Origin of the sequence: Ruegeria sp. ANG-S4 (genome assembly GCF_000814005.1) — a bacterium.
Classification (GTDB): domain Bacteria; phylum Pseudomonadota; class Alphaproteobacteria; order Rhodobacterales; family Rhodobacteraceae; genus Ruegeria.
In genome coordinates, this window is record NZ_JWLK01000001.1 from 619,125 (window position 1) to 642,946 (window position 23,822).

Below are 23,822 nucleotides of genomic sequence, written 5' to 3' on the forward strand. Positions count from 1 at the left end.
CTGCTCTTATCCCTCGTCGTTACCGGCTTTGCCGTCGGACGCCGCCCGCGCCTTGGCCTGCGCTTTGCGTCGCGCCATATTCGCCTTCAAGGCGGCTTTGAGCCGTTCCTGGCGCGCGTCCTCGGATTTGCCGTGCTTTTTTGGAGTATTTTTTTCTGCCATTGTCTTTCTCTACAGGAGCGGAAAAAAACCGTCCAGACACCCTTGCGCCGCGTTTCGTTTGAGTCTAATCACCCGCCCACAGCGCTGCTGTAGCTCAGAGGTAGAGCACTCCCTTGGTAAGGGAGAGGTCGAGAGTTCAATTCTCTCCAGCAGCACCATCCTAACAAAAAATTTTTCTCGGTCCTGTTGCAAGTATCAGTGCAACTCAACTGGCGTGATCGCCTGCTCAATTGCCGAAGACATTTGGATTTCACCCGGTGTTTTTTGTTCATGTGTGAACGGTGTCACGGACGGGATTGTTGGAACGTGCTTGTATGAGGTCAGTAACGAGTTGGCGCTCAGGTTTTTTGTTTTGAGAGCGCGGATTTTTCACTGTCCTCCCTGCCACTGAGGCGCGCCCATAGTCGGCGCGCCTTTTTTCTGTCGATGGGGTTCAGATGCCTCTTTTGGCCCTTGGTTTTGGGGCGCCGAGGTGCGTTCTCGCTCTGACGCCACGTCACAAACAATCGGGCACAGATCAGAAAGTTGACGTAAAGGTCAGGAGTTGCTGCGATTTTTGACTCCTTGGTCAAAAAGTGATGCAAATTGCCGGTTTCTTCCCCCTTACGATCCGTAACAAATTTCTTACATGCGCCGGGTCGCTGCGGGTTGCCACTCACGTAAGAAGGTCTTTGAGCCCGAACTTACCGAGGTGTTCGGACCGGGCCCGCAGCGGCAGAGTTTTTTTGAACCGAATTTGGAAAGGATATTGAAGTGCCCATCAAGTCTATCCTCAATCGGATTTCAGGCAAACGTTCTACATATACCGCTACGACCGGCGACCCCGGAACACTCGGGTTTGATGCTGACCCACAGCAGGTCAAACTCACCGAAGCGGACCTTCGAGCGCTTTTTCACAACGTGCTATCGGAAAAGCAAAATGATCTGCCAGTCCGGCGCGTCTCGGAAAAACAGACCTGAGACGAATAGGGCGGGTCCGTCACGTCGCCGAATGTCGGAAACAAAAGAAGGGGCTGCTTCACATGAAGCAGCCCCTTCTTTCACTGTCTCTCGAAAGAGGATCAGGCGGCCAGAGCAGCCTGAGCTTTGGCGACGATCGCGCCGAACGCTTCCGGTTCGTGCACGGCCAGGTCGGCCAGAACTTTGCGGTCCACTTCGATCCCGGCCAGGTTCAGGCCGTTGATGAAGCGGGAATAGGTCAGTGCCTCGTCATGCGAACGGACAGCCGCGTTGATACGCTGGATCCACAGCGCGCGGAAGTTGCGCTTGCGGTTCTTACGGTCGCGGGTTGCATACTGGTTCGCCTTGTCGACGGCCTGGGTGGCAACTTTGAAGTTGCTCTTGCGGCGACCATAGTAGCCTTTTGCGGCTTTGATGATCTTCTTGTGACGGGCGTGAGTTACGGTTCCACCTTTAACGCGGGACATATCGGTATCTCCTCTTAGCGGTCGTAGGGCATGTAGCCCTTGACGATCTTTGCGTCGGGGGCGGACAGGGTGGTGGTGCCACGGGCGTCGCGGATGAATTTCTTGGTCCGCTTGATCATGCCGTGACGCTTGCCGGCCTGAGCCGACATGACCTTTCCGGTCGCGGTCACCTTAAAGCGCTTCTTGGCGCTTGATTTGGTCTTCATCTTAGGCATTTCCGTCTCCTTTTCCGGGTTCGGTTTCAAACGCGACTCGGCATGCCATCTCGGCCGGTCACGCGATCAGAAGCGCCGTTTACGCAAGTTCCTTCATAGTGACAAGGGGGTTTGGGCCAGATTCTGCGAATTTCGCGCGCTGACAGGGCACCGGGGCGACGGGGCCGCCCCGGTGATTTGGATCAGTGTTCGAATTTGCGGATTTCGCCGCTCTTCAGTCTGGCGGCATAGCTTGCCAGTTCTTCACGCACCACTTTCATCAGGAAGTAGAGCGCAAAGACGTTCACAACCGCCATCGCAAAGATCGCCGCATCCGAGAAGTCGATAACGGGGCCAAGATTGGCCGCCGCACCGATCACAACGAAGATGCAGAAGATGACCTTGAACACCAGCTCCTTGGTCTGACCTTCGCCGAATAGATAAGTCCATGCCTTGAGGCCATAGTAGGACCAGCTGATCATGGTCGAAAAGGCAAACAGAACGACCGCGATCGCCAGAACATAGGGGAACCACCCAAAAGCGCTGGCAAAGGCTGCGGATGTCAGGCTGACGCCCGAGTTACCGTCGACCGTGGCAATCGCGTTGCCTGCTTCGTTCAGCATGTAGTTGCCGGTATCCGGGTCAATGATCAGCTGCTGTGTGATGATGATCACCAGCGCGGTCATGGTACAGATCACAACCGTGTCGATGAATGGTTCCAGCAACGACACGAAGCCCTCGGTGATCGGCTCCTTGGTCCGCACAGCGGAGTGTGCGATCGCTGCGGAACCAACGCCCGCCTCGTTCGAGAAGGCCGCACGGCGGAAGCCCTGGATCAGCGCTCCGACCATGCCGCCAGCAACGCCAAGACCTGTGAAGGCTCCGGCAAAGATTTGACCAAAGGCCCAGCCGATCTGGTCCGCGTGCATGATGATGATGATCAGCGCGGCCAGCACATACATCACGCCCATGAAGGGAACGACTTTTTCGGTTACCCGCGCGATGGACTTCAGACCACCGACAATCACGGCAAACACGATGCCCGCAAAGACCAGCCCGGTGATCCAACCGGGATAGTCCCCGGTGATGCCCGCGATCTGCTGGTGCGCCTGATTGGCCTGGAACATATTGCCCCCGCCCAGTGCGCCGAGGATACAGAAGATCGAGAACAGAACGGCGAGTATCTTGCCGCCCGGCAGGCCCAACTCGTTGAACCCTTTGGACATGTAATACATCGGGCCACCCGAGACGGTGCCATCATCATATTCGTTGCGGTATTTCACGCCCAGCGTACATTCGGTGAATTTTGACGCCATGCCCAACAGGCCCGCGACGATCATCCAGAAGGTTGCACCGGGGCCACCGATGCCGACAGCAACCGCCACACCTGCGATGTTACCCAGGCCAACGGTGCCCGAAAGCGCAGTCGCGAGCGCCTGAAAGTGGCTGACCTCACCCGCGTCGTTGGGGTCAGAGTAATCACCCTTTACAAGACTGATCGCGTGGCTGAAGAACCGCAATTGGACAAAGGCGAAATAGAGCGTGAACACGGTCGCCGCGATTACCAGCCAACCCACGATCCAGGGAAAACCGGTTCCCGGAAACGGGGCGAAGATAAAGCTGACAAACGGTCCGGTGAAATCGGCGAAGGCCTGGTTGATCCGTTCGTCCAATCCCGGCGCATCCTGCGCCATCGCGGGTGCTGCGACCATTGCGGCGATGAGCGCCAGCCACATGTGTTTCAAGGTTTTCATTCTCGTCTCTCCCCTCAATTCACAACTGTGACAGGCACGTCGGCATGCATGACCAAGTTCTGGGTCGAGCTGCCAAACAGGCGTTTCTTGAAGCCATCCGCCGATGATCGCCCGACGACGATCTGGGTGCCTCCGTTTTCGATCGTGATCGCGTTCAGCGTCTCGGCGACGTCACCATGGCGGACAATGCCATGCGCCGTGAAACCAGCCGCAGTCAGCGCTTCGACCGTCGGAGTGATGATCCGCGCCGTCGCGAGTTCGATTTCTTCCTCGCGCCGCTTATGCCTTTGGGCATTTTCTTCGGGTGTCTGGAATGTGAAAGGGGACCATTCGATTACATAAACCACCAGCAACTCGCACGCGTCGATCCGCCCGGCCAAGTCCTTGGCAAAGGCAATCGCGTGCTCTCCGGTTTCTGTCCCGTCCAGTCCGATGACAATTTTTGTTGTCATGTCGTTCCTCCGTTATTTTTTGATTGTACCGGGGCCCTCGCCCCCGGCAGGGCAGCCGGAACCTGGAACTTGTTTGAGTAGACTGCCCCTGTGGACAAGTATCCGAGAAAAACACGAAAAAACAGAGGGGTTTTTACGGCGCTCAACCGTAAAGGTCTTTTGTCATTGAAAATAAAGGATAATATACGCCTAAAAAATAGGCAATTCAAAAAGTATCAGTTTGGAACTTGTCGGCGTACGGGCGTTATTAGCCCGGGTCGGTGTTGTAGATCAGACGCTCGTCGCATGGTGCAATACGAAGGATGTTCGTGGTGCCCGGCACGTTGAAAGGCACACCGGCGGTCACGACAATCTGATCGTCGTCATTCGCGAAACCAGCAGCCCGCGCCGCGCGGGCAGCGTTCACGACGGCGCCTTTGAACCTTTCCAGTTCCGGAGTCATCACACAGTGGCAGCCCCAGCTGAGACATAAACGGCGCGCGGTTCCCGTCGCTGGGGTCATTGCAATAATCGGGACACCCGGACGCTCGCGTGCGGTCAACAACGCCGTGGTGCCGCTTTGCGTGAAACAGCAAACCGCCTTGATGTCCGTCTTTTCTGCGATTTCGCGGGCGGCGGCTACGATACCGTCGGCCACTGTCGTGCCTTTGGCCGTCCGCGAAGCAGCTATGATCTGCATGTAGGTCGGGTCAGCCTCGACCTCAATGGCCACCTTGTTCATCGTCTGAACGGCTTCGACCGGATATGATCCCGCGGCCGACTCCGCGCTGAGCATGATCGCGTCGGTACCTTCGTAAATCGCAGTTGCGACATCTGAAACTTCGGCGCGTGTGGGCATCGGGCTTTCGATCATGCTTTCCAGCATTTGCGTTGCGACGATGACTGGTTTGGCTGCTGTCCGGCATTTTCGAACCAGTCGCTTCTGAATGGGCGGAACGGCCGAGACCGGCAGTTCGACGCCCAGATCGCCACGGGCGACCATGATCCCGTCCGATGCATCCAGAATGTCGTCAAAGGCTTCGATTGCAGCCGGCTTTTCGATTTTGGACAGGATCGCCGCCCGTCCATCGGCCAGTGCGCGGGCCTCAAAGACGTCCTTGGCGCGTTGCACAAAGCTGAGCGCCAGCCAGTCAACGCCCAGTTGGCAAACAAATTCCAGATCGTCCCGGTCTTTTGCAGACAGCGCCGCCAGGGGCAGGACGACATCGGGCACGTTCACACCTTTGCGGTTTGAGATCGTGCCGCCAACCTCGACCGTGCAGTTGGCAAAGTCCTGACCGCATTCCTTGACGATCAGACGGATCTTGCCGTCGTTGACCAGCAACCGGGCGCCGGGTTCCAGCGCCGCGAAGATTTCAGGGTGGGGCAGGCAGACGCGACTGATATCTCCTGCCGCCGGATCGAGATCGAGCCGGAATGCCGCGCCTTCATCAAGTTCCTCAGCGTCATTGGCAAACACGCCGACGCGAAGCTTGGGTCCTTGCAGGTCCGCCAGAATGGCGATCGGGCTGTCCAGATCCTTTTCGATCTGGCGAATGACGCGGTGGCGTTCGCGAATCTCGTCGTGGCTGCCGTGGCTCATGTTCAGGCGGAACACATCCGCCCCGGCCTCGTGAAGGGCGCGAATGGTGTCGTAGTCGTTGGACGCAGGTCCAAGCGTCGCCACGATTTTTACATTTCTCAGGCGTCGCATCCGTTTTGCTCTCCTAACGTCTCGAATGTTACCGCAAACATTGCTCGGGTGCTTATTGCGCAATTCCATTTCCAAAGCAACTGCCCTACACCTGCGACAAACTAGATGACAGGCTCATGACATACACCCCGTATTTTGTGCACGGCGCCGACCGACCGTCCCGCTGGCTGATCACTTGCGATCATGCAACCAACACCGTGCCGCCCGAAATTGCCGGCGGCGACCTTGGCCTCCCGCGCGAGGATATGGAACGCCACATCGCCTATGACGTCGGCGCATACGAGGTTTCAAAGCACCTCGGCGAGGTACTGAATGCACCGGTGATTGCAGCAAATTTTTCGCGCCTCGTGATTGATCCCAATCGGGGCGAGGACGACCCCACCTTGCTGATGAAGCTATACGATGGCTCGATAATTCCCGGAAACCGCCACGCAGACACGGCAGAGCGCGAACGGCGTTTGAACATGTGCTATCGCCCTTATCACGACGCTTTGGCGCAGTTGGCAGCCTTGCCGCATGCCGTGATTGTCTCCATGCATTCCTTTACGCGGCAATTGCGTGGGCGTGCCCCGCGGCCCTGGCATGTCGGTGTGTTGCACACACCGGATGAACGATTTGCACGTCCTTTGATCAATCGATTGCGCGCTGACGATGATTTATGTGTCGGCGTCAACGAACCCTACACCGGCGTTCTGCCGGGCGATGCGATAGACAGGCATTGCACGGCTTTTGGCCGCCCCAACGCCCTGATCGAACTGCGCAACGACCTGATTGCAGATCACAACGGTCAACGGGAATGGGCCGAACGGCTGGCGGTCATATTGCAAGATGCTTTGAACGACAGCGAACTCTAGCCACGTTGAAACTCAATCCAAGGGACGCTAGTTCATTGAGATCGCCGCCATACCTTCGGAGCCGCATCATGGACCATCAAACGGAAATTGAACTTCAGGCCGCCGCCTTCCGTCGTCTGCAAAAGCATCTGATGGAAGACCGAACGGATGTTCAAAACATCGACATGATGAATCTGGCCGGATTCTGCAGAAACTGCCTGTCACGCTGGTATCAGGAGGCGGCCAATGAGAAGGGCATCGAGATGGATAAAGACGAGGCCCGACAAGTGTTCTACGGCATGACGATGGATGAATGGAAATCCAAATACCAGACCGAGGCCAGTGCCGAGCAGGAGGCAGCGTTCAAGGTTTCGTTCGAGGAAAACGTCGGCAAAAAGGACTGACGCAAAGTAAGCCCGCCGGACTGGCGGGCTTTGATCTTAGATTGCCGCTTTGCGGCTTTCGTCCAGATAAATCTCACGCAGCCGTTTGGCGATCCTGCCCGGTGTTCCGTCGCCCAGAGCCACGCCATCAATCTCGACGACCGGCATCACGAAAGCGCTGGCCGATGTGGTGAATGCCTCGTCGGCTTCTTTGGCTTCGTCGATGGTGAACAGACGTTCCTCGACCTCCATCTGCGCTTCGGCGGCCATACGCAAAACAGCCTTGCGGGTTATGCCATGCAGGATGTCGTTGGACAGCGGACGCGTTACGATTTTGCCGTTCTTGACGAAATAGGCGTTGTTGCTGGTTCCTTCGGTCACATAACCGTCTTCGACCATCCACGCGTCGTCACACCCAGCGGCCTTGGCCATCATCTTGCCCAGTGAAGGATACAGCAGTTGCGTCGTTTTGATGTCCCGACGGCCCCAGCGGATGTCGTCGATTGAGATGATCTTCGCCCCTTTTTTCGAGGCCGGGCTGTCGGCCAAACCCGGTTTGTTCTGTGTGAACAGGACCAGCGTCGGTTTTGTATCGGCCGCTGGGAAGACGAAATCGCGATCACCGTCACTGCCGCGGGTCACCTGCAGATAGATCAAACCTTCGTCGATCTCATTTAGTTCGACCAGTTTGCGATGAATTTCCAGCAACTCATCCTTTGTGCAGGGCTCCGCCATCTGCAACTCGTCCAGCGAGCGTTTCAGGCGCACCGCGTGTCCGTCGAAGTCGATCAACTTGCCATCCAGAACGCTTGTTACCTCATAAACCGCGTCGGCCATGAGAAAACCACGGTCAAAGATCGAAACCTTGGCCTCAGATTCCGGCAGGTAGTCGCCATTCACAAAAACGGTGCGGGTCATATAAGTCTCCTCAGCCCCAGAGTGCGGCCGACGGCGGGTGCACTCCGGCTTCATCAAATTTCAGCGGGTTGTCGCGGTCTTCGGCCAACAAAAGCGGCCCGTCAAGGTCTGTTACCAACGCGCCTTGCGCGACAAGTGTCGCAGGCGCCATCGCCAGAGAGCTGCCGACCATGCAACCGACCATAATGTCATAGCCTTCGGCCAGCGCGGCATCGCGCAATTTCAACGCTTCGGTCAAACCGCCAGTCTTGTCGATTTTGATATTGATGACGTCATATTTGCCTTTCAGGTCCGGAAGGCTTTGTCGATCGTGACAGGATTCATCGGCGCAGACCGGAACAGGGCGTTCCAGTCCGATCAGGGCGTCGTCATCGCCAGCGGGCAACGGTTGTTCAACCAAAGCAACACCGAGGCGCACAAGGTGCGGTGCGAGGTCGGCATAGACCTCGGCAGACCACCCTTCGTTTGCGTCGACAATGATCTTCGCCTCCGGAGCTCCGGCGCAGACCGCTTCGAGCCGAGGCATGTCATCGGGCGTTCCAAGTTTGATTTTCAGAAGCGGGCGATGTGCATTTGCCGCTGCCTGAGCCTGCATCGCATCGGGTGTATCCAGCGATAAGGTATAAGCCGTGATCTCGGGACCGGGGGCGGAAAGCCCGGCAAGTTCCCAGGCTCGTTTGCCTGCGCGTTTTGCCTCAAGGTCCCACAGCGCACAATCCAACGCGTTACGGGCGGCGCCCGCCGGCAAAAGCTCCATCAACGATTGGCGTGTGATTTCTGCTGGTAGCGCGGCAATCTCCGCTTCGACGGACTCCAATGTCTCATTGTACCGCGCATATGGGACACATTCGCCCCAGCCTTGATGGGTGCCATCCGATACCTTGACGGTCAACACCTTCGCTTCGGTCCGAGACCCACGCGATATGGTAAACACTTGTGCCAGCTTGAACACATCTCGAGAGACTTCAATCTGCACGCAAACGCTCCTTCATCTTTTCCCACCGACGCGCGATGGCAGCGCGGCTGTCGACGAATACCTCAGACCGCCAGCACCGCTGCGTTCAGATCACATCGCTGCAAGCGCGTCCACCAGTTTGCCCGAGCCAAAGCGGAACGGGTCCGTCGCTGGCAGACCCATATCGGTTTCGATTTTTGCCAGATAGGCCCTGGCGTCGTCTTCGCTCATATTCTGCGTGTTGACCGACACCCCGACCACCTGACAGTCGGGATTGGCGACGCGCGCCATGTGCAGCGCCGTGTCACGCAATGTTTCCAATGTCGGCAGCTGATATCCCGGCAGACCGCGCATGTGCTCGCGGGTCGGTTCGTGAGACAGAATCAAGGCGTCCGGTTGACCACCATGCACCAACGCCATGGTGACGCCCGAGTAGGATACATGAAACAACGATCCCTGACCTTCGATCAGATCCCAATGATCGTCGTCGTTGTCCGGTGTCAGCCATTCGACCGATCCAGCCATGAAATCTGCAACCACGGCATCAAGGGGCACGCCGTCGCCGGTGATCAGAATGCCGGTCTGGCCGGTGGCGCGGAACGTCGCTTTCATTCCGCGCTTGTGCATCTCTGCTTCCATCGCCATCGCAGTGTACATCTTGCCGACGGAGCAATCGGTGCCGACGGCCAGGCAACGTTTGCCTTTGCGCTTGATCCCGTTTGCGATCGGATAGTCCACGACCGGAACACGCACATCATGCAGCTTTCGTCCCGTGGCTTCGGCCACGGCGGCCAGATCGGGCTCGTCGCGCAGCAGGTTATGCAGGCCGGAAGCCAGATCAAAGCCCTCTTCCAGCGCGGTTACCAGAACCTTTTTCCATTCCTGACTGATAACGCCACCCCGGTTGGCAACACCGATTACCAGCGTTTTGGCCCCAGCGTCCCGCGCTTCTTCCAGCGACATGTCCTGAAGACCCAGATCCGCTTTGCAGCCGTCCATGCGGAACTGCCCCACGGCGTTGTCCGGGCGCCAATCCTTGATCCCGATCGCCACTTTTGCGGCCAATTGGTCAGGCGCATCGCCCAGGAACAGCAGATACGGTGTTTCGATCATCGCGCGGGACTCCTTTGATTCTGGAATAAGCTAGAGAAGCAGATCAGCGAGCGCTTCTCAATTTTCCAACGGGCGGGTGGGTGCGGTGCAAAAATATTGCAATAAATCCCTGCAAGTTGCATGATTCTTCGAAGTTTTGAAACTGACTAATCTTTGATCACACAAACTGAGGAAGTTCGCAGATCATGCTGCGCGCGCATTGCCGCGGCTGCATAATGATGCTTGCGCATGGGCGCGCAATTTAATACCCAAACAGGGAAGAAAATCGTAATTTCATTGCTTGAACGAGGCCCTGATGAGTTTTCGCATCCAACCCGCCGCCCCGGCCCGCCCAAACCGCTGTCAGTTGTTTGGACCTGGATCAAACACCAAGCTGTTCGCGAAAATGGCGGCATCGGCTGCAGATGTTATCAATCTCGACCTTGAGGATTCAGTCGCCCCAACCGACAAGGACGCGGCGCGCGCGAACGTGATCGACGCCTTGGATGCAGTGGATTGGGGGAACAAATACCTCTCGGTTCGGATCAACGGTTTGGACACGCCGTATTGGTACAGGGATGTGGTGGATTTGCTGGAACAGGGTGGCAACCGGCTCGATCAGATCATGATCCCGAAAGTCGGTTGCGCGGCAGATGTTTATGCGGTCGATGCGCTGGTGACTGCGATCGAAACAGCCAAAGGCAGGACTAAGCCCGTGTCATTCGAGGTGATCATCGAATCCGCCGCCGGCATCGCCCACGTCGAGGAAATCGCTGCCGCGTCGCCGCGTTTGCAGGCGATGAGCCTGGGGGCCGCGGATTTTGCCGCGTCAATGGGTATGCAAACCACCGGTATCGGGGGGACGCAGGAAAACTACTACATGCTGCGCAATGGCGAAAAGCACTGGTCTGACCCGTGGCATTGGGCGCAGGCCGCGATTGTGGCTGCTTGCCGGACCCACGGTATCCTGCCCGTCGATGGCCCTTTTGGCGATTTCTCGGACGACGAAGGGTATATCGCGCAGGCCAAACGATCGGCCACTCTGGGTATGGTTGGCAAATGGGCAATTCACCCGAAACAGATCGCGTTGGCTAACGAGGTGTTTACCCCATCCGAAGAAGCCGTGTCGGAGGCGCGCGACATTCTGTCCGCGATGGAACAAGCGAAGGCAAACGGCGAAGGCGCGACCGTATACAAAGGCCGGTTGGTTGATATCGCTTCGATCAAGCAGGCCGAGGTCATCGTGGCGCAGGCCGAATTGATCGCGGCGGGGGCTTGATGTAGCCTACAAGACCCCCGCTCAGGGGTCTTGTTGCCAATAGATCAGTGGCCAAAAATGTCGTTAGGAACCCAATCCAGTTCCGCGCCGTCCTTGCCCCATTTCATCATCAGGCAGGAACTTCCGCCTTTCTGAAAGTAGAGCGTTGTCAATTCGTACCAACCGGGCTCTGTGATTTCGACTTCGGTGACGCCATTTCCTTCACAGCCCTGAACGCCATCAAAGTAGCCGATTGTCTGACCACCCAGTTTTGTTTCGACGCCGTCATTTGAATAGACTTCGAACTGGTAGGATCCAGGTTCGTCTATTCTGATCAGTCCGGTGATTTCTGCCGCAACATTATGGGGTTGCGAGGCGGTCATTACGGGGTCGCCGTCCTCTGTATCCCGAAAGTCGAATGCGGGCACCGGATCTGCCGGCGCACCGATGGTATCTATCAGCTCACGCGCCTGTTCCAGGCTCTTGATCTTTTTGGGAGCTTCCGCATAGGTCACTTTGAGACCCGGCTTTACGATCGGTATCGGCGCAGACAACTCCGAAGCTATTGCGGAACTTCCAACCGCACCAGCAACGCATGCAATCACGACCATCAGTGTGTGTGTTTTCAACATTGGTTTCCCCAGGCAGGCTTTTTGTTTCGGGCAGCGAACCATGTGCATGTTTTGAAGTCAACTATTGGGCCCGCGTCGCGCGGCTCGTTCGGGGCGACCCATTCTGCGCTAAAACACTCAAAGGTCCAAATCGCCGGAGAAAATGACCTTCGGTTGCAAGTGTGGTGCCAGGGCGTTCCTATAGTGGAATGCTTTCGGCTGGCACAACGCGGCGCTATTGCCTCAGAGCCTCCCAAGGCACGATCGGAATTGATAAACGACTCTCCGATATGAATTTCGAGAGATCCTTTGGCCGCTTTTGGTGCTTCGGTGAAATCTCACCGCTTTTCCTTGATGTCTCGGTAAAGACAAACGTTATTCAGTCGCAAAAAGGCAGTTCCTTTTTCTACGATTGATGTATGGGTTCCACTTATGACCTACGACATCCTCATTGCCCTGATCGCGTTCGCTTTTGTTTCTTCGATCACACCCGGCCCGAACAACCTGATGTTGATGGCGTCGGGTGCGAATTTCGGATTCCGGCGGACCGTTCCGCATATGCTTGGAATCGGATTGGGATTCACTTTTATGGTGCTTCTGGTCGGGGCAGGGCTGGTTCAGGTCTTTGATCGCTTTCCGATCAGCTACTTGATCCTGAAGGCCGTGTCGGTGGTGTATCTGCTTTATCTGGCTTGGAAGATTGCCCATGCCGCGCCCGTTCGGGGTGAAGCGGTTGACGGCTCACCCATGACTTTTCTGCAAGCAGCAGCCTTCCAGTGGGTCAATCCCAAAGCTTGGGCAATGGCGCTGACGGCCACCACGGCCTATGCGCCAGGGCATACTCTTGGCGCAATTGTTTTGGTGGCGTTGGTGTTTGGCGCAGTCAATCTGCCATCGGTCAGTACATGGACCGTTTTGGGTCAGCAAATGGCGCGGGTGCTGACGAACCCGCGCCGGTTGGTGGTATTCAACTGGACGATGGCCTTATTGCTTGTCGCGTCTTTGTACCCGGTGCTCTGGCCCAACTGACTACTTCAGAGGAAGGCAAATCTCGGTCAGCAGATCTTCTGGCGCAGTTTCGCGCGGGTCGTTGAGATAAACCTCGTAACACGGCTGATCCGCCGGTTCTTCGCCTGATGTCGGCAACCAGTTTCCGAACAGGGTGTGGTATGCGGCGGCCAAGCCAGAATAGGGGCCCTTGAACGTCAGAACAGCGGTTTTGCCGCCCGGTATGTCAAGGCTTTCCATCCCATCGGGCGTTGCGTCACCGCGGTATTCGGCCCCCGCATAGCTGCGCAGCTCTTGTTCCGGCACATCATCCGGGCTGTCGAGGTATAGACCAATGGCCGGGCCGACATGCGGCCACAATTGGCGGGATTCACACAAGGCGCCAAAAGCCTCGAAGCTTTTGCCGATTTCGGCATACGCACCTTTGTGGGGCAGGGCGACGACCCGGCGGGCAGGCTCTGTTCGTGTCGTTATTGGATGCATTGGGTATTCTCCGGTTTTGAAGTGTGGGTTAGCTGGCAAAAACTGGCCCGCGCTGCGGAAAGAGGCGGGGCTCTTGCCATAGGCCTCGGAAAAGGCCCGCGCAAAAGAGTTCAGGTTGGGATAACCAATGTCTTTGGCGACCTTTGCGACGGGTTTGTCCGATTGCACCAGCCAGCAGGCCGCGCGATGCAACCTGATGCGGCGGACGGCTTGCGCGCAGGTCTCGCCAGTGATGGCGCGAAATACGCGGTGCCAGTGAAATCGAGACATAGCAGCGACATCCGCCAGCGCATCCAGCGACAAATCACCTGCGGGGTGCTCGTAAATGTACGACAATACCCGCAGAATGCGATCTTCATAGCTGGTGGCCATCGGCTCCGGTCCTTTCTCTTTGCCCGTCCGTGGTCGCATAATCCACATCCACAAATCTTGCTGAGTTGCATCCAAGGCAACCACAGGTCATATAGCAGGGAACTTCCGCGTTGAGAGGCGTCATGACCCAGTATCTGGATTTCGAAAAACCGCTGGCCGAGATCGAAGGCAAGGCCGAGGAATTGCGCGCGCTGGCCCGCGCCAACGAAGAGATGGACGTCGCCCAAGAGGCAGCAGCGCTGGATGCAAAGGCCGCCAAACTGTTGGACGAGCTTTACAATGACTTGACCCCATGGCGGAAATGTCAGGTCGCGCGGCATCCGGAGCGCCCGCATTGCAAGGACTATGTCGAGGAGTTGTTCACCGAATTCACGCCATTGGCGGGCGATCGCAACTTTGCTGACGATCTGGCCGTGATCGGCGGGTTGGCGCGCTTCAACGACCAGCCGGTCATGGTGATCGGTCACGAAAAGGGCTCGGACACGAAATCGCGGATCGAGCGGAACTTTGGTATGGCGCGCCCCGAAGGTTATCGCAAAGCGGTACGCTTGATGGAGATGGCCGGGCGATTTGGGCTGCCGGTGATCACATTGATCGACACAGCCGGTGCGTATCCCGGTAAAGGCGCCGAAGAAAGGGGCCAGTCCGAGGCTATCGCGCGTTCGACCGAGATGTGCCTCAAGATCGGTGTCCCGCTTGTTTCCGTCATCATCGGCGAAGGCGGGTCCGGCGGTGCGGTTGCCTTTGCGACCGCCAATCGGGTCGCCATGCTGGAGCATTCGGTCTATTCCGTCATCTCACCGGAAGGGTGCGCTTCGATCCTCTGGAAGGATGCGGAGAAGATGCGCGAAGCGGCAGAAGCGCTGCGTCTGACGGCGCAGGACCTCTACAAGCTGGGCGTTTGCGATCGTATTATAACCGAGCCCAAGGGCGGCGCGCATCGCGACCGCTCAGCGGCGGTTGAATCTGTGCGAGCAGCGATTGCGGCAATGTTGAAAGAGCTCGACGGGAAAGATCCGGCGGCGTTGATCAAAGACCGCCGGCAAAAGTTCCTTGATATCGGTTCAAAAGGGCTGGCGGCCTAGGTCATCAGCCACCCAGCCTTCGAAGCAACTCGACCGAGGGTTTGCCGGTGACAGGCAGCCCGTTTGCGCCTTGATAGGCGCTGATCGCAGCCTCGGAATTCTTGCCGATCACACCGTCTGCGCCTTGCGTATCGTACCCTGCAGAGGTCAGGCGGCGTTGCAGGTCTTTGCGATCCTCCAGCGTCAAACCGGTTTCGTCGGGGCCGAATGAGGCCTGAAATGGCGCGCCACCCGCGATCCGATCAGACAGATGGCCGACGCCAATCGCATAGCTGTCAGAGTTGTTGTACCGTTTGATCACCTGAAAGTTCCTGAAAACCGCAATGCGCGGCCCCGGTGTCTGCGGCTGAAGCACTGCGGCCGGTGATCCGGACACCGACCCAACCTCGCCACCCCAGGTCTGACCGCGAACCCACCCGGCGCGGGATAGGTAAGCGGCAGTGGATGCCAGCGAGTCCGTTGGGTCTTCGGACCAGATATCGCGCCGTCCGTCGCCTGTGAAATCAACCGCATATGCAAGATATGAGGTCGGGATGAACTGGGTATGCCCCATTGCACCGGCCCAGCTGCCGGTCATCTTGTCCGGTGTCGTGTCGCCGTTTTGCAGGATTTTCATCGCAGCGATCAACTGGCTTTCGAAGAACTGACCGCGCCGCCCGTCATAGGCGAGTGTCGACAGGGCCGAAACGACAGGGACGTCGCCGCGCCTCGCTCCGTATCGGCTTTCCAAGCCCCAAACGGCGACAACAACCTCTTTGTCGACGCCGTACTGGGATTCGATCCGCGTCAGGGTTCCGTTATGCTTTTGAAGCATCTGCTTGCCCGTGCTGATCCGTTCATCCGACGCCGCGATGGCCAGATAGTCTTCGAGCGAGCGTTTGAACTCGACCTGATTGCGGTCGCGCTCAATCACGCCAGGCAAATAGCCCGCACCTTGAAAAGCCCGGTTAATGGTGATCTGCGAAATACCCTGCGACGCGGCGCGCCCTTTGAAATTGGCGACCCATGCATCCCAACCTGCGTTTGGCACAGCGCGCATGCGCGACGCCGGTGCATTTGTTGGCGCTGTGCCGCCCGAACATGCGGCCAGCAGGGTTGCCCCAAGTCCCATGGATAAGGTCCGTCGATCAATCATGGCTGAAATCTGCTCTTGTTTGTGATTTTCACAAAACCTACCGCAGTCGAACCGCGCAAACCAGAGAAACGGGCAGCAGATCGGTCACGTAAGTGTTCTGAGCGATATGCCGCTTAGCTGACCAGCAGCCGCAAACCTTGTGTCACGTCCGAGCGCACCGCCAGCCGCAGGCCGGGTTCATCACCAGCTTTCAAGGCGGCGATGATCAGCTTGTGGTAATGCGGCGGTTCCGTGCGGCGCAACCGACCGTACAGCGCCCGCATCGTCGGCCCCAACTGCAGCCAAACAGTTTCCGCAATTGCAAGCATCGCTGGCGCCTGTGCGCGCAGATACAGGGTGCGATGAAATTCCAGATTTGCCCGGATGTATCCGACAGCGTCGCGCTTGGTGACCATTTCAGCGACAGTCATATTGATGCTCTGCAATCGGTCGATCAGCGCGATATGCGCACGCGGAAGCGCGCGGCTGGCCAGCTCAACCTCGATCAATGCCCGCAGCGCGGCCAGTTCCTCGATCCGGTCGTTGCTAAGTTCGGGTGTGGAAACCCGGCCCGACGTCGACAGAAACAACGCCCCCTCCGCGGCCAGCCGTCGAACCGCTTCGCGCGCGGGTGTCATCGAAACGCCGAACTCTTTTCCGATCCCACGCAGTGTGAGCGCCTGGCCAGGAGCGATCTCGCCATGCAGAATACGGGATCGTAAGGCACGATAAACCCGGTCATGCGTTGCGGTTTGGGAGTCTGTCGGTCGCGCGGTCAACATGCGATCATGTGATCACAAATTTTGGCGGCGTCAACCGGTCCCCGCATCAAAGCGGTAACTGTGCAACTCGGCCCCGTGATCTCTGAGCCAGCGCCGCGGTTCCTTATAGGGTCCGAAGATGCGTTCGACCTGCGCCCAGAACGCGCGGGAATGGTTCATCTCGGCCAGATGGGCGACCTCATGCGCAGCCACGTAATGAAGAACGTCGGATGGCGCGAGGATGAGTCGCCACGAAAACATCAGCCCCCCGACCGAACTGCATGATCCCCAGCGAGAGCGCGTGTCGCGCATGGTAAGCGTCGAATAGGGTCGCCCCAGCATCTTTGAATAATCGTTGCATGCGCCCGTTAGCCGGTCTCGGGCCAATTCCTTTAGGAACCGCGCCAGCCGTCTTGCTTCGGACCCCGATGGTACACCGATTTCATCGCGCCGCAGAACAACCCGGCGACCCGGTTCCCGCACGATTCGGCGGGCTATTCCTTCGACGGGTATGGTCTGGCCGACTTGCACGGTGGACGGGACAGGTCTTTCCTGCAGGTGCTGTCGTATCCAACCTTCTTTTTGATGGGCGAAATTCAATGCCTCGGTTTCTGCAACACCCTGCGGGTATGTGAGTGTAACCCGCCCATCTAACTGAGAAATTCGCAGACTGATACGCCTTGCACGCGCCGATTTGCGCAGCGTTAGCGGTACGGGGGGCGATCCGGGCAAGGCGTGTCGCCCCATGGTTCATTCTCCTGCGCTCAAAGGCTTTGACAGTGCCTGCCGCATATGGCAGGTCACCTGAATCATTTATACGATTCACCTGATATCAAGGGGATTTGATATGCCCAAGGAAGAATGGGGCGTAAAGCGCGTTTGCCCGACAACAGGCAAACGGTTTTATGACCTGAACAAGGACCCGATCGTCAGCCCCTACACGGGCGAGGTCGTGGAACTGGACACCGGCAAAAGCCGGATGATCGCCGCAGATGCCGAGGATGCAGCATCGGTGAAAGCGCGCGAGGCGTCGTCGGATGAGGACATCGTTCTGGACGATGACGACAACGTTGATGTCGAACTGGACGATGATCTGCTGGACGATGATGACGACAACGACAACGTCTCATTGGACGATATCAAGGATATGTCGTCCGAAGACGAGTCGTAAATTGGCTGAGAGGCGGCGCAAGCCGCCTCAGTTTCCTGTGGCTTTGAGCGACAGAATCTTTTTGACGGGACGTGCTTTTGGACTTGCGCTTTCCAGCGCCGTCTCATAAACGTCCGTCCACCGCAACAGCGGTATCGGCAAGGGGCCTTAGCTCAGTTGGGAGAGCGCTTGCATGGCATGCAAGAGGTCAGGGGTTCGACTCCCCTAGGCTCCACCAAAACCTTCCGACCTTGTCTCGCATTGATGCCCGCTGTTCAACGCGTTGTCGAAACGCGTTTTCGCGGCATAGCGTAACACGTCATTTCCCCTTGGTATCAAGGGCCTGAACACCTGAATAGCGGAACAGTTTTGCCATTGTAATAAGCGCCAGGACGCAGCAGAGGATGGCGATTATGAATGGCATTCTGAGGTTGATTGCCATCAAAGACCCGCTCAACGCCGTGATTGTGCCAGAGCCAAGGGCGTAAATTGCCACTGTTACGCCCATTACCCAACCCTGTTCGGTTGGTCCGACGCTTCCAGAAAACAGGGACAGCATAGTGGGGTACATGATTGCAAAGGCGATCGTAATCGGAACAATCAGAACGTAGGACAGATCGGCGATGGGGTTGAGCATGAAGGCCAATATGCCAACGCCCATCCCGGCAATCGAAAGATATAGTAAAGGGAACTTTTTGTACCGCTCATGAAGTGGCGCAGTAAGATAGGCGCTGCCAAAGGCCATGGATGCTCCGAAAACGGCCAGTGCCATGCTGTTTTGCAATGTTCCGAACTTGAAGCGTGTCAGAAGATAGGTGTCGATAAAAAAGAAAAACGCGTTCAGGCACATGAGCGAGAACAACATGACGACGGACAGTCTCAGAACGACCGGGTGCGAGAAGACCTTCCACAGGTTCAGAACGACGTCCAAAAGGCCGAAGTCAATTTTTTGGCTTTTGAAACCCGGCTCGGAAAAGAACAGAAGGATCAGCGCCATGTTGATCAGGATAAGACCAATGGCAACGTAGAAGGGCAGTTCCAGCGAGGCGAAAGAGCCCATAAGGTTCTGGTCGCTCAGCAGCCCTGAAATCAACGGACCACCCAGAAGCCCCAGGGCTGACGCGGCGACAATCATGCCGAGGTTTTTTGACTTTTCCTGATCGTCGTGGCTGATGTCGATCAGCGCTGCCTGCGCAATCGGCTGGTTAGCTGTCGTGAAACCGGAAATGGCGCGCCCCAGAAGCAACAACCAATAGCTGGCGGTCATGATTGCGGCCACGGTCAATACATACCCAATCAATGCGCCTGTCAGGCAGATCATGATCCCTTTTTTGCGCCCAATGTAATCCGACACTTTCGCAATGAAGGCCGCGCCGAAAAAATAGAAAAGGAAAAAGAGGGCTATGAGAATTGTGTAGTCAAACTGACGAGTGTGGGTAGGCGTATCTTGCGGCAGGAATGTCTGCTGTGGATCCAGCAAGATGGTGTTGAAAATAGGCAGGATCAACCCGAAACCCATCACGTCAATGAACACAACGAGCAACAAAGACAACCGCGAAAGGTTCATAACAACGACCTCCAAAAAGTCTTCGAACTGTCCGGCACGAAATACCCGACAAAAGGTCAAATCGTCGAAATCACATTGTGGCCCCAATCGGACGTACTGGGGCCAATGTTACTTGCCAGGGTGATTTGTGTCCAATTGGGCCGCGGTACCGGAATGCCGGAAAGGCCGGTGAGCGCGGTCACGTTGCACCACGTCGGCCTTCCGCATCCGATTTGATCTACCGCTTGAACAGAGCACTTAGAACAGTTGCAAGTCCTTGGTGCCACTTTGAATCTCGGCGAAGTTGGGCATGTTCTGGATTGCCACCGGCGCTGCTGCTGCGCCGGGCATCGCCACTGTCGGTTGCATTGCCGCCGCCATGCCAAAGGCAGGTTTTTCCAACTCCCCGCGGATATCGCGCAACAACGTTTTGTGATCCGGCATCGTTTTGAGTATCTGCGCGAGGTCCATTTTCGCGCCTTTCCACCACTGGAACCAAATCGGCTTTTTAAGCGGTCGCAGACGGTCGCGGATGCCCGCACCATAGCCCGTATCATAGACCTGTTTTCCCAACAAAACCGTCTGATAAACTCGGAAATTGAACAGGGTTGCGAACTCGATATCGTGTTCCATCGGCAGGCGGTTCTGCCACAGCTCCAGATTTTCGGCCAACCGGTCTGGTATCTTCATCTCTGTTCGCGCGTCGATCCAGTATTGATCATCTGTGCGATTGCCCAACCGGTAGTGCAGACAGATAAAGTCCAGAACCTCGTCATACAACTTGTTCATCTGCCGATTGTATCGGGCCCGCAGCGATGGTTCGATGTCTCGGGTCGGCAGATGCTCGGCGAACCAGCGGATCGCGTGATCAATCATGTGAATCGCGGTACTCTCAAGCGGTTCGATAAATCCGCCGGACAGTCCGATCGCCACGCAGTTCTTGACCCAGGCATTGCGCACGCGGCCAATCCGCATCGGAATCACGCGCGGCGTCAGACCCTTGCCGCTATCGCCCAGCCATTCGAGGTATTCATCAGCCGCCTGATCATCCGTGCGATGCGCGGATGAGAACACATAGCCCGTGCCCACACGGTTGTAGAGCGGCACCCGCCACGTCCATCCCGCGCCAAGTGCCGTTGACCGTGTCACACTTTCAATCTTGTCCGGGTTCGGATGCTCGATCTGCAACGCCATGGCTCGGTCGTTCGGCAGGTAGTCCGAGTAGTCCATGAACGGCTCTCCCAGCGCCTGATTGATGATCAACCCGCGGAAGCCGGTACAGTCGATGACCATTTCGATGTCATGACGGCCTTTGCGTTCCAACATCAGATGGCTGACATTGCCCTGTTCGTCCAGTTCGACCGACTGAACCTCATCCTGAATATGCTCGACGCCGCGCTTGGTGCAAACCTTGGTCAGCATGCCCGCAAACTTCACGGCGTCCAGGTGATAGGCATAGCCAAACCGCTGTTCGAATTCAGGCTGGCCCAGTTGCCGCGCACCTTTGCACAGGCGGGCCAGATCGTCGTGGGGCGAGATCGACTGGGTGAAGTCCCTGTCCCCATTACCGAAGCGCAGGAAGTATTCGGCAGCCTCCAACCCCTCCAACATCTGCCCGTGAGCGAAGGGATTCACATAGTCGATGCGGTTGCCCTTGGCGTCCTTGTTCCAGTTGCAGAATTTTACCCCCAGTTTGAAAGACGCGTTGGTTTCGCGGAAAAAGTTCCGCTCGGAAATGCCGGCCTGACGAAGCGTGACCGGCATACGCGGAACGGTCGCCTCGCCCACCCCAACAGTCGAAATATTGGGGCTTTCGATCAGGCAGATCTGGGGTCGGTCTTTGGTGGCCGACGTGCGGGAAAACACCATGTCCAGGATGAGCGCGGTCATCCAACCCGCCGTGCCGCCACCCACGATGGTGATTTTGCGTAAACGATTGTTCATTGTAGTTCTGTCCCTGTTGGCTCGGGGGATTTGTTGCTGCCCGCCCTTTCTTTGGGGTTTGTGTGGCAGCTTTCCCTTTTTTGCTTGAGGCAAACTATAGCACCTTTCCCGTGTTCAGCTAGGGGCTATGACGCCAAGTTCCGCGCCGCAAGCATATGCGCGGTGGGGTTTTGAACATCCGTTTTCAGGCTCGTCCTGGCAAACCTTTTCGAACAAGCGAAAGTCGACACCACTTGCACCAGATCAAGCCGCAAGGCGGATGAATCGTAATCGCGGCACGTTATCCTTCGAGGTGGGTGCGGACATCCGGGCGAAGGTTCCGATAGTTTACGTCCTTCAAAGAGCAGGGAAACTGCCCTGGTGCAGCACACAGCAACACGTCTTGCGCGATGGGCTCGAAGTCAGCGCGAAAGTGGGCCGTGCTTTTGACACACAGAATTTTGTTTTGCTTCGGCTCAAGTCCGAAATGGCGGAATTGGGCCAGGTCCAGACACTGGTTGCGTCCACTCGTTACGACGATGTGGATTTGCGATCCGATAAGCCTCAAAGCCGCAGAAGGGCCGAGTGTTGCAACACCGCCGCCGTACATTTCTCCGGTATAGGCACATTGCCCTCCGCTCAGGTGATGGACCAGGACTTTGGCTTGTACCGGTTCGTCCCCCGGCCCGTGCCCACCGATGGTGGCGTCAAAGGTGGCCCCATGTCCGGCTTGATGGGCTGCATTTGCAAGGGACGGATCGTGCAACAACCCCAAAAGAGTTGGCGGGGCGTTTTGTTCAATGAGTTCTCGCAGCAAGCCGGTTGTGTCCGAAGATGCGCCCGCACCCGGATTGTCTTGAACATCTGCGATTACGATCGGGTACCCATCCGGCGCTTGCTTTGCCCGCCGCACCGCTTCGACCGGAGAGAGCAGGGGGCAATCAAATTCTGGTTCCGCCGAAGACAGGCGGTCCGACAGCGTGTCACAAATCGCTTCGGCTTTGGTCCGATCCGGACCATACACAACCAGCGAAGGGCCCGTGTCGTGTATGTCTGCTGCCGTAAAACCCAGCGCAATTTCGGCAAGTTGCGTGCCCGGCCCGTCGAATTCGTCTAGCCCTTCGTATAGCGCCCTTGCCGGTCCCGCGCCGGTTTGCTGCGCGTGAAGCGGGATAAGATACTCACCTTGTCGCCATACTTTTTCGGGGCGACCGTCGCGGCGAATGGCCTCGATCATCCGGAACGCACGGGCGCCGGTTTCAGCCATATCCAGATGCGGGTAGGTCCGATAGATCGTCAGCGCGTCAGAACTGTCGACCATTTTTTTTGAGATGTTGGCATGCATGTCCAGGCTGGCCACTAAAGGCACATTCGGTCCCACGATTTGCCTGATCCGAGACAGCAACTCTCCTTCGCCATCGTCGCTGTTTTCTGTGACCATTGCACCGTGTAAATCCAAAAACACGGCGTCCAGCGGCGTCAGTTCCTTTATGGCGTGTGTGATTCTGCCTGCGATATTTTCAAAAGCGCTGGTCATTACCTTGCCGCCGGGCTCCGCCGCGCACCACAGGATCGGGCGCAGATCATGTTTGGTGGCTGCTGCGGCAAATCCGGCAATAGGCAGGTTCATACCACGTGTGGTTTCCAGCACGTCCTCGCCCACCAGAAGCGGCGGCCAGCTGTCAGCCTGTTCAAAGTCTGTCAAAGACGTTGGTGTCGAAACGAAGGTATTTGTTTCGTGTTGGAAACCTGCAATCGCAATTCTCATGGTACCGTAGCGCCGATCAGGAGTGGGCCAGTTCAGCCGTCAGAATCTCACGCAGTTTGGCCGCCACGATCCCCGGTTTGTGCCGCGCCATCGAGACATGCCCCAGACCGGGGATCTCGTAAAAATGACCGTTCGGTGCAAGGTCCGAAACCACCTTGCACATGACAGGGGCTGTCTGAACATCTTCCGAGAAGGCCACGACATGCATTGGAACCGGACAAGTCTTGAGCTCTTCCCGACAGTCAAACTCCAGGCAGGCTTCCCACTGGTCTATGGTTGCCTGCGGGTCCCTGTCCCGGAAACGTTCGGTGTAGGACGCCTTGATTTGTTCCCATAATTCGGGCTCGTGCAGGGCTTTGGCCGGGAATGCGTAAACGGCATAGTGTGGCGCAAGAAAATAGTCGGGCAGCACAATGCCTTCTTTGCGCAGATCAATTTCGGCCTGCATCCAGTCGCGTGTGAAACCGTCGATGTAGGCAGACGTGCCCATCGGGATCGCAAGACTGACTTTCTGGGGAAAGTCTATAGCGGTTTGTTGAGTTACCAGCCCGCCTAGTGACAGACCGCAGACCGCTGCATGACCGCCAGCGAATGCATCAATAACAGCGGCGCAGTCGGCTGCGTAATCCGCCATGGTCCAGGGCGGGGGCGGCGACTGCGTTTCGCCAGCGCCGCGGGGATCGTATGTGATGCAACGAAAGGTATCGGACAGGCGTGAAAACTGCTCCGAATAGGCCTCGGCCGTCTGATCGCCGCCGGGAACGAAGATCACCGCTGGTCCGTCGCCTTCCGTTACAACCCGCATGGTCACACCGTCCACGGATAACTGATGTGTCTCGGCCTTCGGTCCGAATTGCAAGAAAGCTGACATCCTAATTCT

25 protein-coding genes and 2 tRNA genes are annotated in these 23,822 nt (G+C 57.1%); 9 read left to right on the plus strand and 18 right to left on the minus strand.

Annotated elements, in window-relative coordinates; translation table 11 throughout:
• Nucleotides 1-6: 6 nt before the first annotated feature.
• A complete protein-coding gene (locus RA28_RS22755; RefSeq protein ID WP_193747345.1) occupies nt 7-162 on the minus strand; it encodes a hypothetical protein in 156 nt (51 codons plus the stop codon).
• Between the two features lie 83 nt (nt 163-245).
• Between RA28_RS22755 and RA28_RS03175 the strand changes: the two genes are divergently transcribed.
• Both RA28_RS03175 and RA28_RS03185 read left to right on the plus strand, forming a co-directional pair.
• Nucleotides 246-320, plus strand: a tRNA-Thr gene (locus tag RA28_RS03175).
• A 595-nt stretch (nt 321-915) separates the two neighbouring features.
• Nucleotides 916-1,122: a hypothetical protein gene (locus tag RA28_RS03185; protein ID WP_039523693.1), complete on the plus strand. Its 207-nt coding sequence runs from the start codon at nt 916-918 to the stop codon at nt 1,120-1,122.
• A 101-nt stretch (nt 1,123-1,223) separates the two neighbouring features.
• On the opposite strand, the gene rplT is transcribed toward RA28_RS03185, so the two are convergent.
• From rplT to pyk, 5 genes are all read right to left on the minus strand, one after another.
• Nucleotides 1,224-1,589 (minus strand): 50S ribosomal protein L20, encoded by a 366-nt coding sequence (gene rplT, locus RA28_RS03190; protein WP_039523695.1) that lies wholly within the window; start codon nt 1,587-1,589, stop codon nt 1,224-1,226.
• Between the two features lie 14 nt (nt 1,590-1,603).
• Nucleotides 1,604-1,804, minus strand: a complete 201-nt coding sequence (gene rpmI / locus RA28_RS03195) for a 50S ribosomal protein L35 (RefSeq protein ID WP_039523697.1) — start codon at nt 1,802-1,804, stop codon at nt 1,604-1,606.
• A gap of 182 nt (nt 1,805-1,986) precedes the next feature.
• Complete coding sequence (locus RA28_RS03200; protein ID WP_039523699.1) at nt 1,987-3,537, minus strand: alanine/glycine:cation symporter family protein; 1,551 nt, start codon at nt 3,535-3,537, stop codon at nt 1,987-1,989.
• A 14-nt stretch (nt 3,538-3,551) separates the two neighbouring features.
• A complete protein-coding gene (locus RA28_RS03205) occupies nt 3,552-3,989 on the minus strand; it encodes a universal stress protein (RefSeq protein ID WP_039523701.1) in 438 nt (145 codons plus the stop codon).
• A 247-nt stretch (nt 3,990-4,236) separates the two neighbouring features.
• A complete protein-coding gene (pyk, locus tag RA28_RS03210) occupies nt 4,237-5,682 on the minus strand; it encodes a pyruvate kinase (protein ID WP_039523703.1) in 1,446 nt (481 codons plus the stop codon).
• 116 nt (nt 5,683-5,798) lie between these two features.
• Here pyk and RA28_RS03215 point away from each other — a divergent pair, with 116 nt between their 5' ends.
• Nucleotides 5,799-6,536, plus strand: coding sequence for an N-formylglutamate amidohydrolase (locus tag RA28_RS03215; protein WP_039523705.1), 738 nt, complete (start codon nt 5,799-5,801; stop codon nt 6,534-6,536).
• 68 nt (nt 6,537-6,604) lie between these two features.
• A complete protein-coding gene (locus tag RA28_RS03220) occupies nt 6,605-6,919 on the plus strand; it encodes a DUF1244 domain-containing protein (RefSeq protein WP_039523708.1) in 315 nt (104 codons plus the stop codon).
• A 36-nt stretch (nt 6,920-6,955) separates the two neighbouring features.
• Here RA28_RS03220 and RA28_RS03225 read toward each other — a convergent pair whose 3' ends face one another.
• The 3 genes from RA28_RS03225 to dgcN form a co-directional block, all read right to left on the minus strand.
• Nucleotides 6,956-7,816, minus strand: a complete 861-nt coding sequence (locus RA28_RS03225) for a D-amino-acid transaminase (RefSeq protein ID WP_039523710.1) — start codon at nt 7,814-7,816, stop codon at nt 6,956-6,958.
• A gap of 10 nt (nt 7,817-7,826) precedes the next feature.
• Nucleotides 7,827-8,792 (minus strand): N-acetyl-D-Glu racemase DgcA, encoded by a 966-nt coding sequence (gene dgcA / locus RA28_RS03230; protein WP_039523711.1) that lies wholly within the window; start codon nt 8,790-8,792, stop codon nt 7,827-7,829.
• A gap of 90 nt (nt 8,793-8,882) precedes the next feature.
• Complete coding sequence (gene dgcN, locus RA28_RS03235; RefSeq protein WP_039523713.1) at nt 8,883-9,884, minus strand: N-acetyltransferase DgcN; 1,002 nt, start codon at nt 9,882-9,884, stop codon at nt 8,883-8,885.
• 295 nt (nt 9,885-10,179) lie between these two features.
• Between dgcN and RA28_RS03240 the strand changes: the two genes are divergently transcribed.
• The gene (locus RA28_RS03240; protein ID WP_039523716.1) at nt 10,180-11,142 is read left to right on the plus strand and encodes an L-malyl-CoA/beta-methylmalyl-CoA lyase; all 963 of its coding nucleotides are present in this window, start codon (nt 10,180-10,182) and stop codon (nt 11,140-11,142) included.
• 44 nt (nt 11,143-11,186) lie between these two features.
• On the opposite strand, the gene RA28_RS03245 is transcribed toward RA28_RS03240, so the two are convergent.
• On the minus strand, nt 11,187-11,753 hold the full coding sequence (locus RA28_RS03245; RefSeq protein WP_241481052.1) for a PA14 domain-containing protein: 567 nt from the start codon (nt 11,751-11,753) through the stop codon (nt 11,187-11,189).
• A gap of 411 nt (nt 11,754-12,164) precedes the next feature.
• Here RA28_RS03245 and RA28_RS03250 point away from each other — a divergent pair, with 411 nt between their 5' ends.
• Nucleotides 12,165-12,761 carry a LysE family translocator gene (locus RA28_RS03250; RefSeq protein WP_039523718.1) on the plus strand — a complete coding sequence of 199 codons (597 nt, stop codon included), beginning with the start codon at nt 12,165-12,167 and terminating at the stop codon, nt 12,759-12,761.
• Here the strand turns inward: RA28_RS03250 and RA28_RS03255 are convergent, their stop codons facing one another.
• Nucleotides 12,762-13,595: an AraC family transcriptional regulator gene (locus RA28_RS03255; RefSeq protein ID WP_039525635.1), complete on the minus strand. Its 834-nt coding sequence runs from the start codon at nt 13,593-13,595 to the stop codon at nt 12,762-12,764.
• A gap of 122 nt (nt 13,596-13,717) precedes the next feature.
• Here RA28_RS03255 and RA28_RS03260 point away from each other — a divergent pair, with 122 nt between their 5' ends.
• Complete coding sequence (locus RA28_RS03260; RefSeq protein WP_039523719.1) at nt 13,718-14,680, plus strand: acetyl-CoA carboxylase carboxyltransferase subunit alpha; 963 nt, start codon at nt 13,718-13,720, stop codon at nt 14,678-14,680.
• 4 nt (nt 14,681-14,684) lie between these two features.
• Here the strand turns inward: RA28_RS03260 and RA28_RS03265 are convergent, their stop codons facing one another.
• From RA28_RS03265 to RA28_RS03275, 3 genes are all read right to left on the minus strand, one after another.
• Complete coding sequence (locus tag RA28_RS03265; protein WP_039523720.1) at nt 14,685-15,815, minus strand: lytic murein transglycosylase; 1,131 nt, start codon at nt 15,813-15,815, stop codon at nt 14,685-14,687.
• 113 nt (nt 15,816-15,928) lie between these two features.
• Nucleotides 15,929-16,576 carry a GntR family transcriptional regulator gene (locus tag RA28_RS03270; RefSeq protein ID WP_039523722.1) on the minus strand — a complete coding sequence of 216 codons (648 nt, stop codon included), beginning with the start codon at nt 16,574-16,576 and terminating at the stop codon, nt 15,929-15,931.
• A gap of 30 nt (nt 16,577-16,606) precedes the next feature.
• The gene (locus tag RA28_RS03275) at nt 16,607-17,302 is read right to left on the minus strand and encodes a M48 family metallopeptidase (protein WP_039523723.1); all 696 of its coding nucleotides are present in this window, start codon (nt 17,300-17,302) and stop codon (nt 16,607-16,609) included.
• A gap of 100 nt (nt 17,303-17,402) precedes the next feature.
• Between RA28_RS03275 and RA28_RS03280 the strand changes: the two genes are divergently transcribed.
• Both RA28_RS03280 and RA28_RS03285 read left to right on the plus strand, forming a co-directional pair.
• Nucleotides 17,403-17,726 carry a TIGR02300 family protein gene (locus tag RA28_RS03280; RefSeq protein WP_039523724.1) on the plus strand — a complete coding sequence of 108 codons (324 nt, stop codon included), beginning with the start codon at nt 17,403-17,405 and terminating at the stop codon, nt 17,724-17,726.
• 141 nt (nt 17,727-17,867) lie between these two features.
• Nucleotides 17,868-17,943, plus strand: a tRNA-Ala gene (locus RA28_RS03285).
• Nucleotides 17,944-18,024: 81 nt separating this feature from the next.
• On the opposite strand, the gene RA28_RS03290 is transcribed toward RA28_RS03285, so the two are convergent.
• The 4 genes from RA28_RS03290 to RA28_RS22145 all read right to left on the minus strand — a co-directional run bounded on the left by RA28_RS03290 (nt 18,025) and on the right by RA28_RS22145 (nt 23,813).
• The gene (locus tag RA28_RS03290; RefSeq protein WP_039525639.1) at nt 18,025-19,272 is read right to left on the minus strand and encodes an MFS transporter; all 1,248 of its coding nucleotides are present in this window, start codon (nt 19,270-19,272) and stop codon (nt 18,025-18,027) included.
• 237 nt (nt 19,273-19,509) lie between these two features.
• On the minus strand, nt 19,510-21,195 hold the full coding sequence (locus RA28_RS03295) for a tryptophan halogenase family protein (RefSeq protein WP_039523725.1): 1,686 nt from the start codon (nt 21,193-21,195) through the stop codon (nt 19,510-19,512).
• 280 nt (nt 21,196-21,475) lie between these two features.
• Entirely contained in the window at nt 21,476-22,942 is a 1,467-nt protein-coding gene (locus tag RA28_RS03300; protein WP_039523727.1) for a M81 family metallopeptidase, read from the minus strand.
• A gap of 16 nt (nt 22,943-22,958) precedes the next feature.
• On the minus strand, nt 22,959-23,813 hold the full coding sequence (locus RA28_RS22145) for an alpha/beta fold hydrolase (protein WP_052261251.1): 855 nt from the start codon (nt 23,811-23,813) through the stop codon (nt 22,959-22,961).
• Between the last annotated feature and the right edge of the window lie 9 nt (nt 23,814-23,822).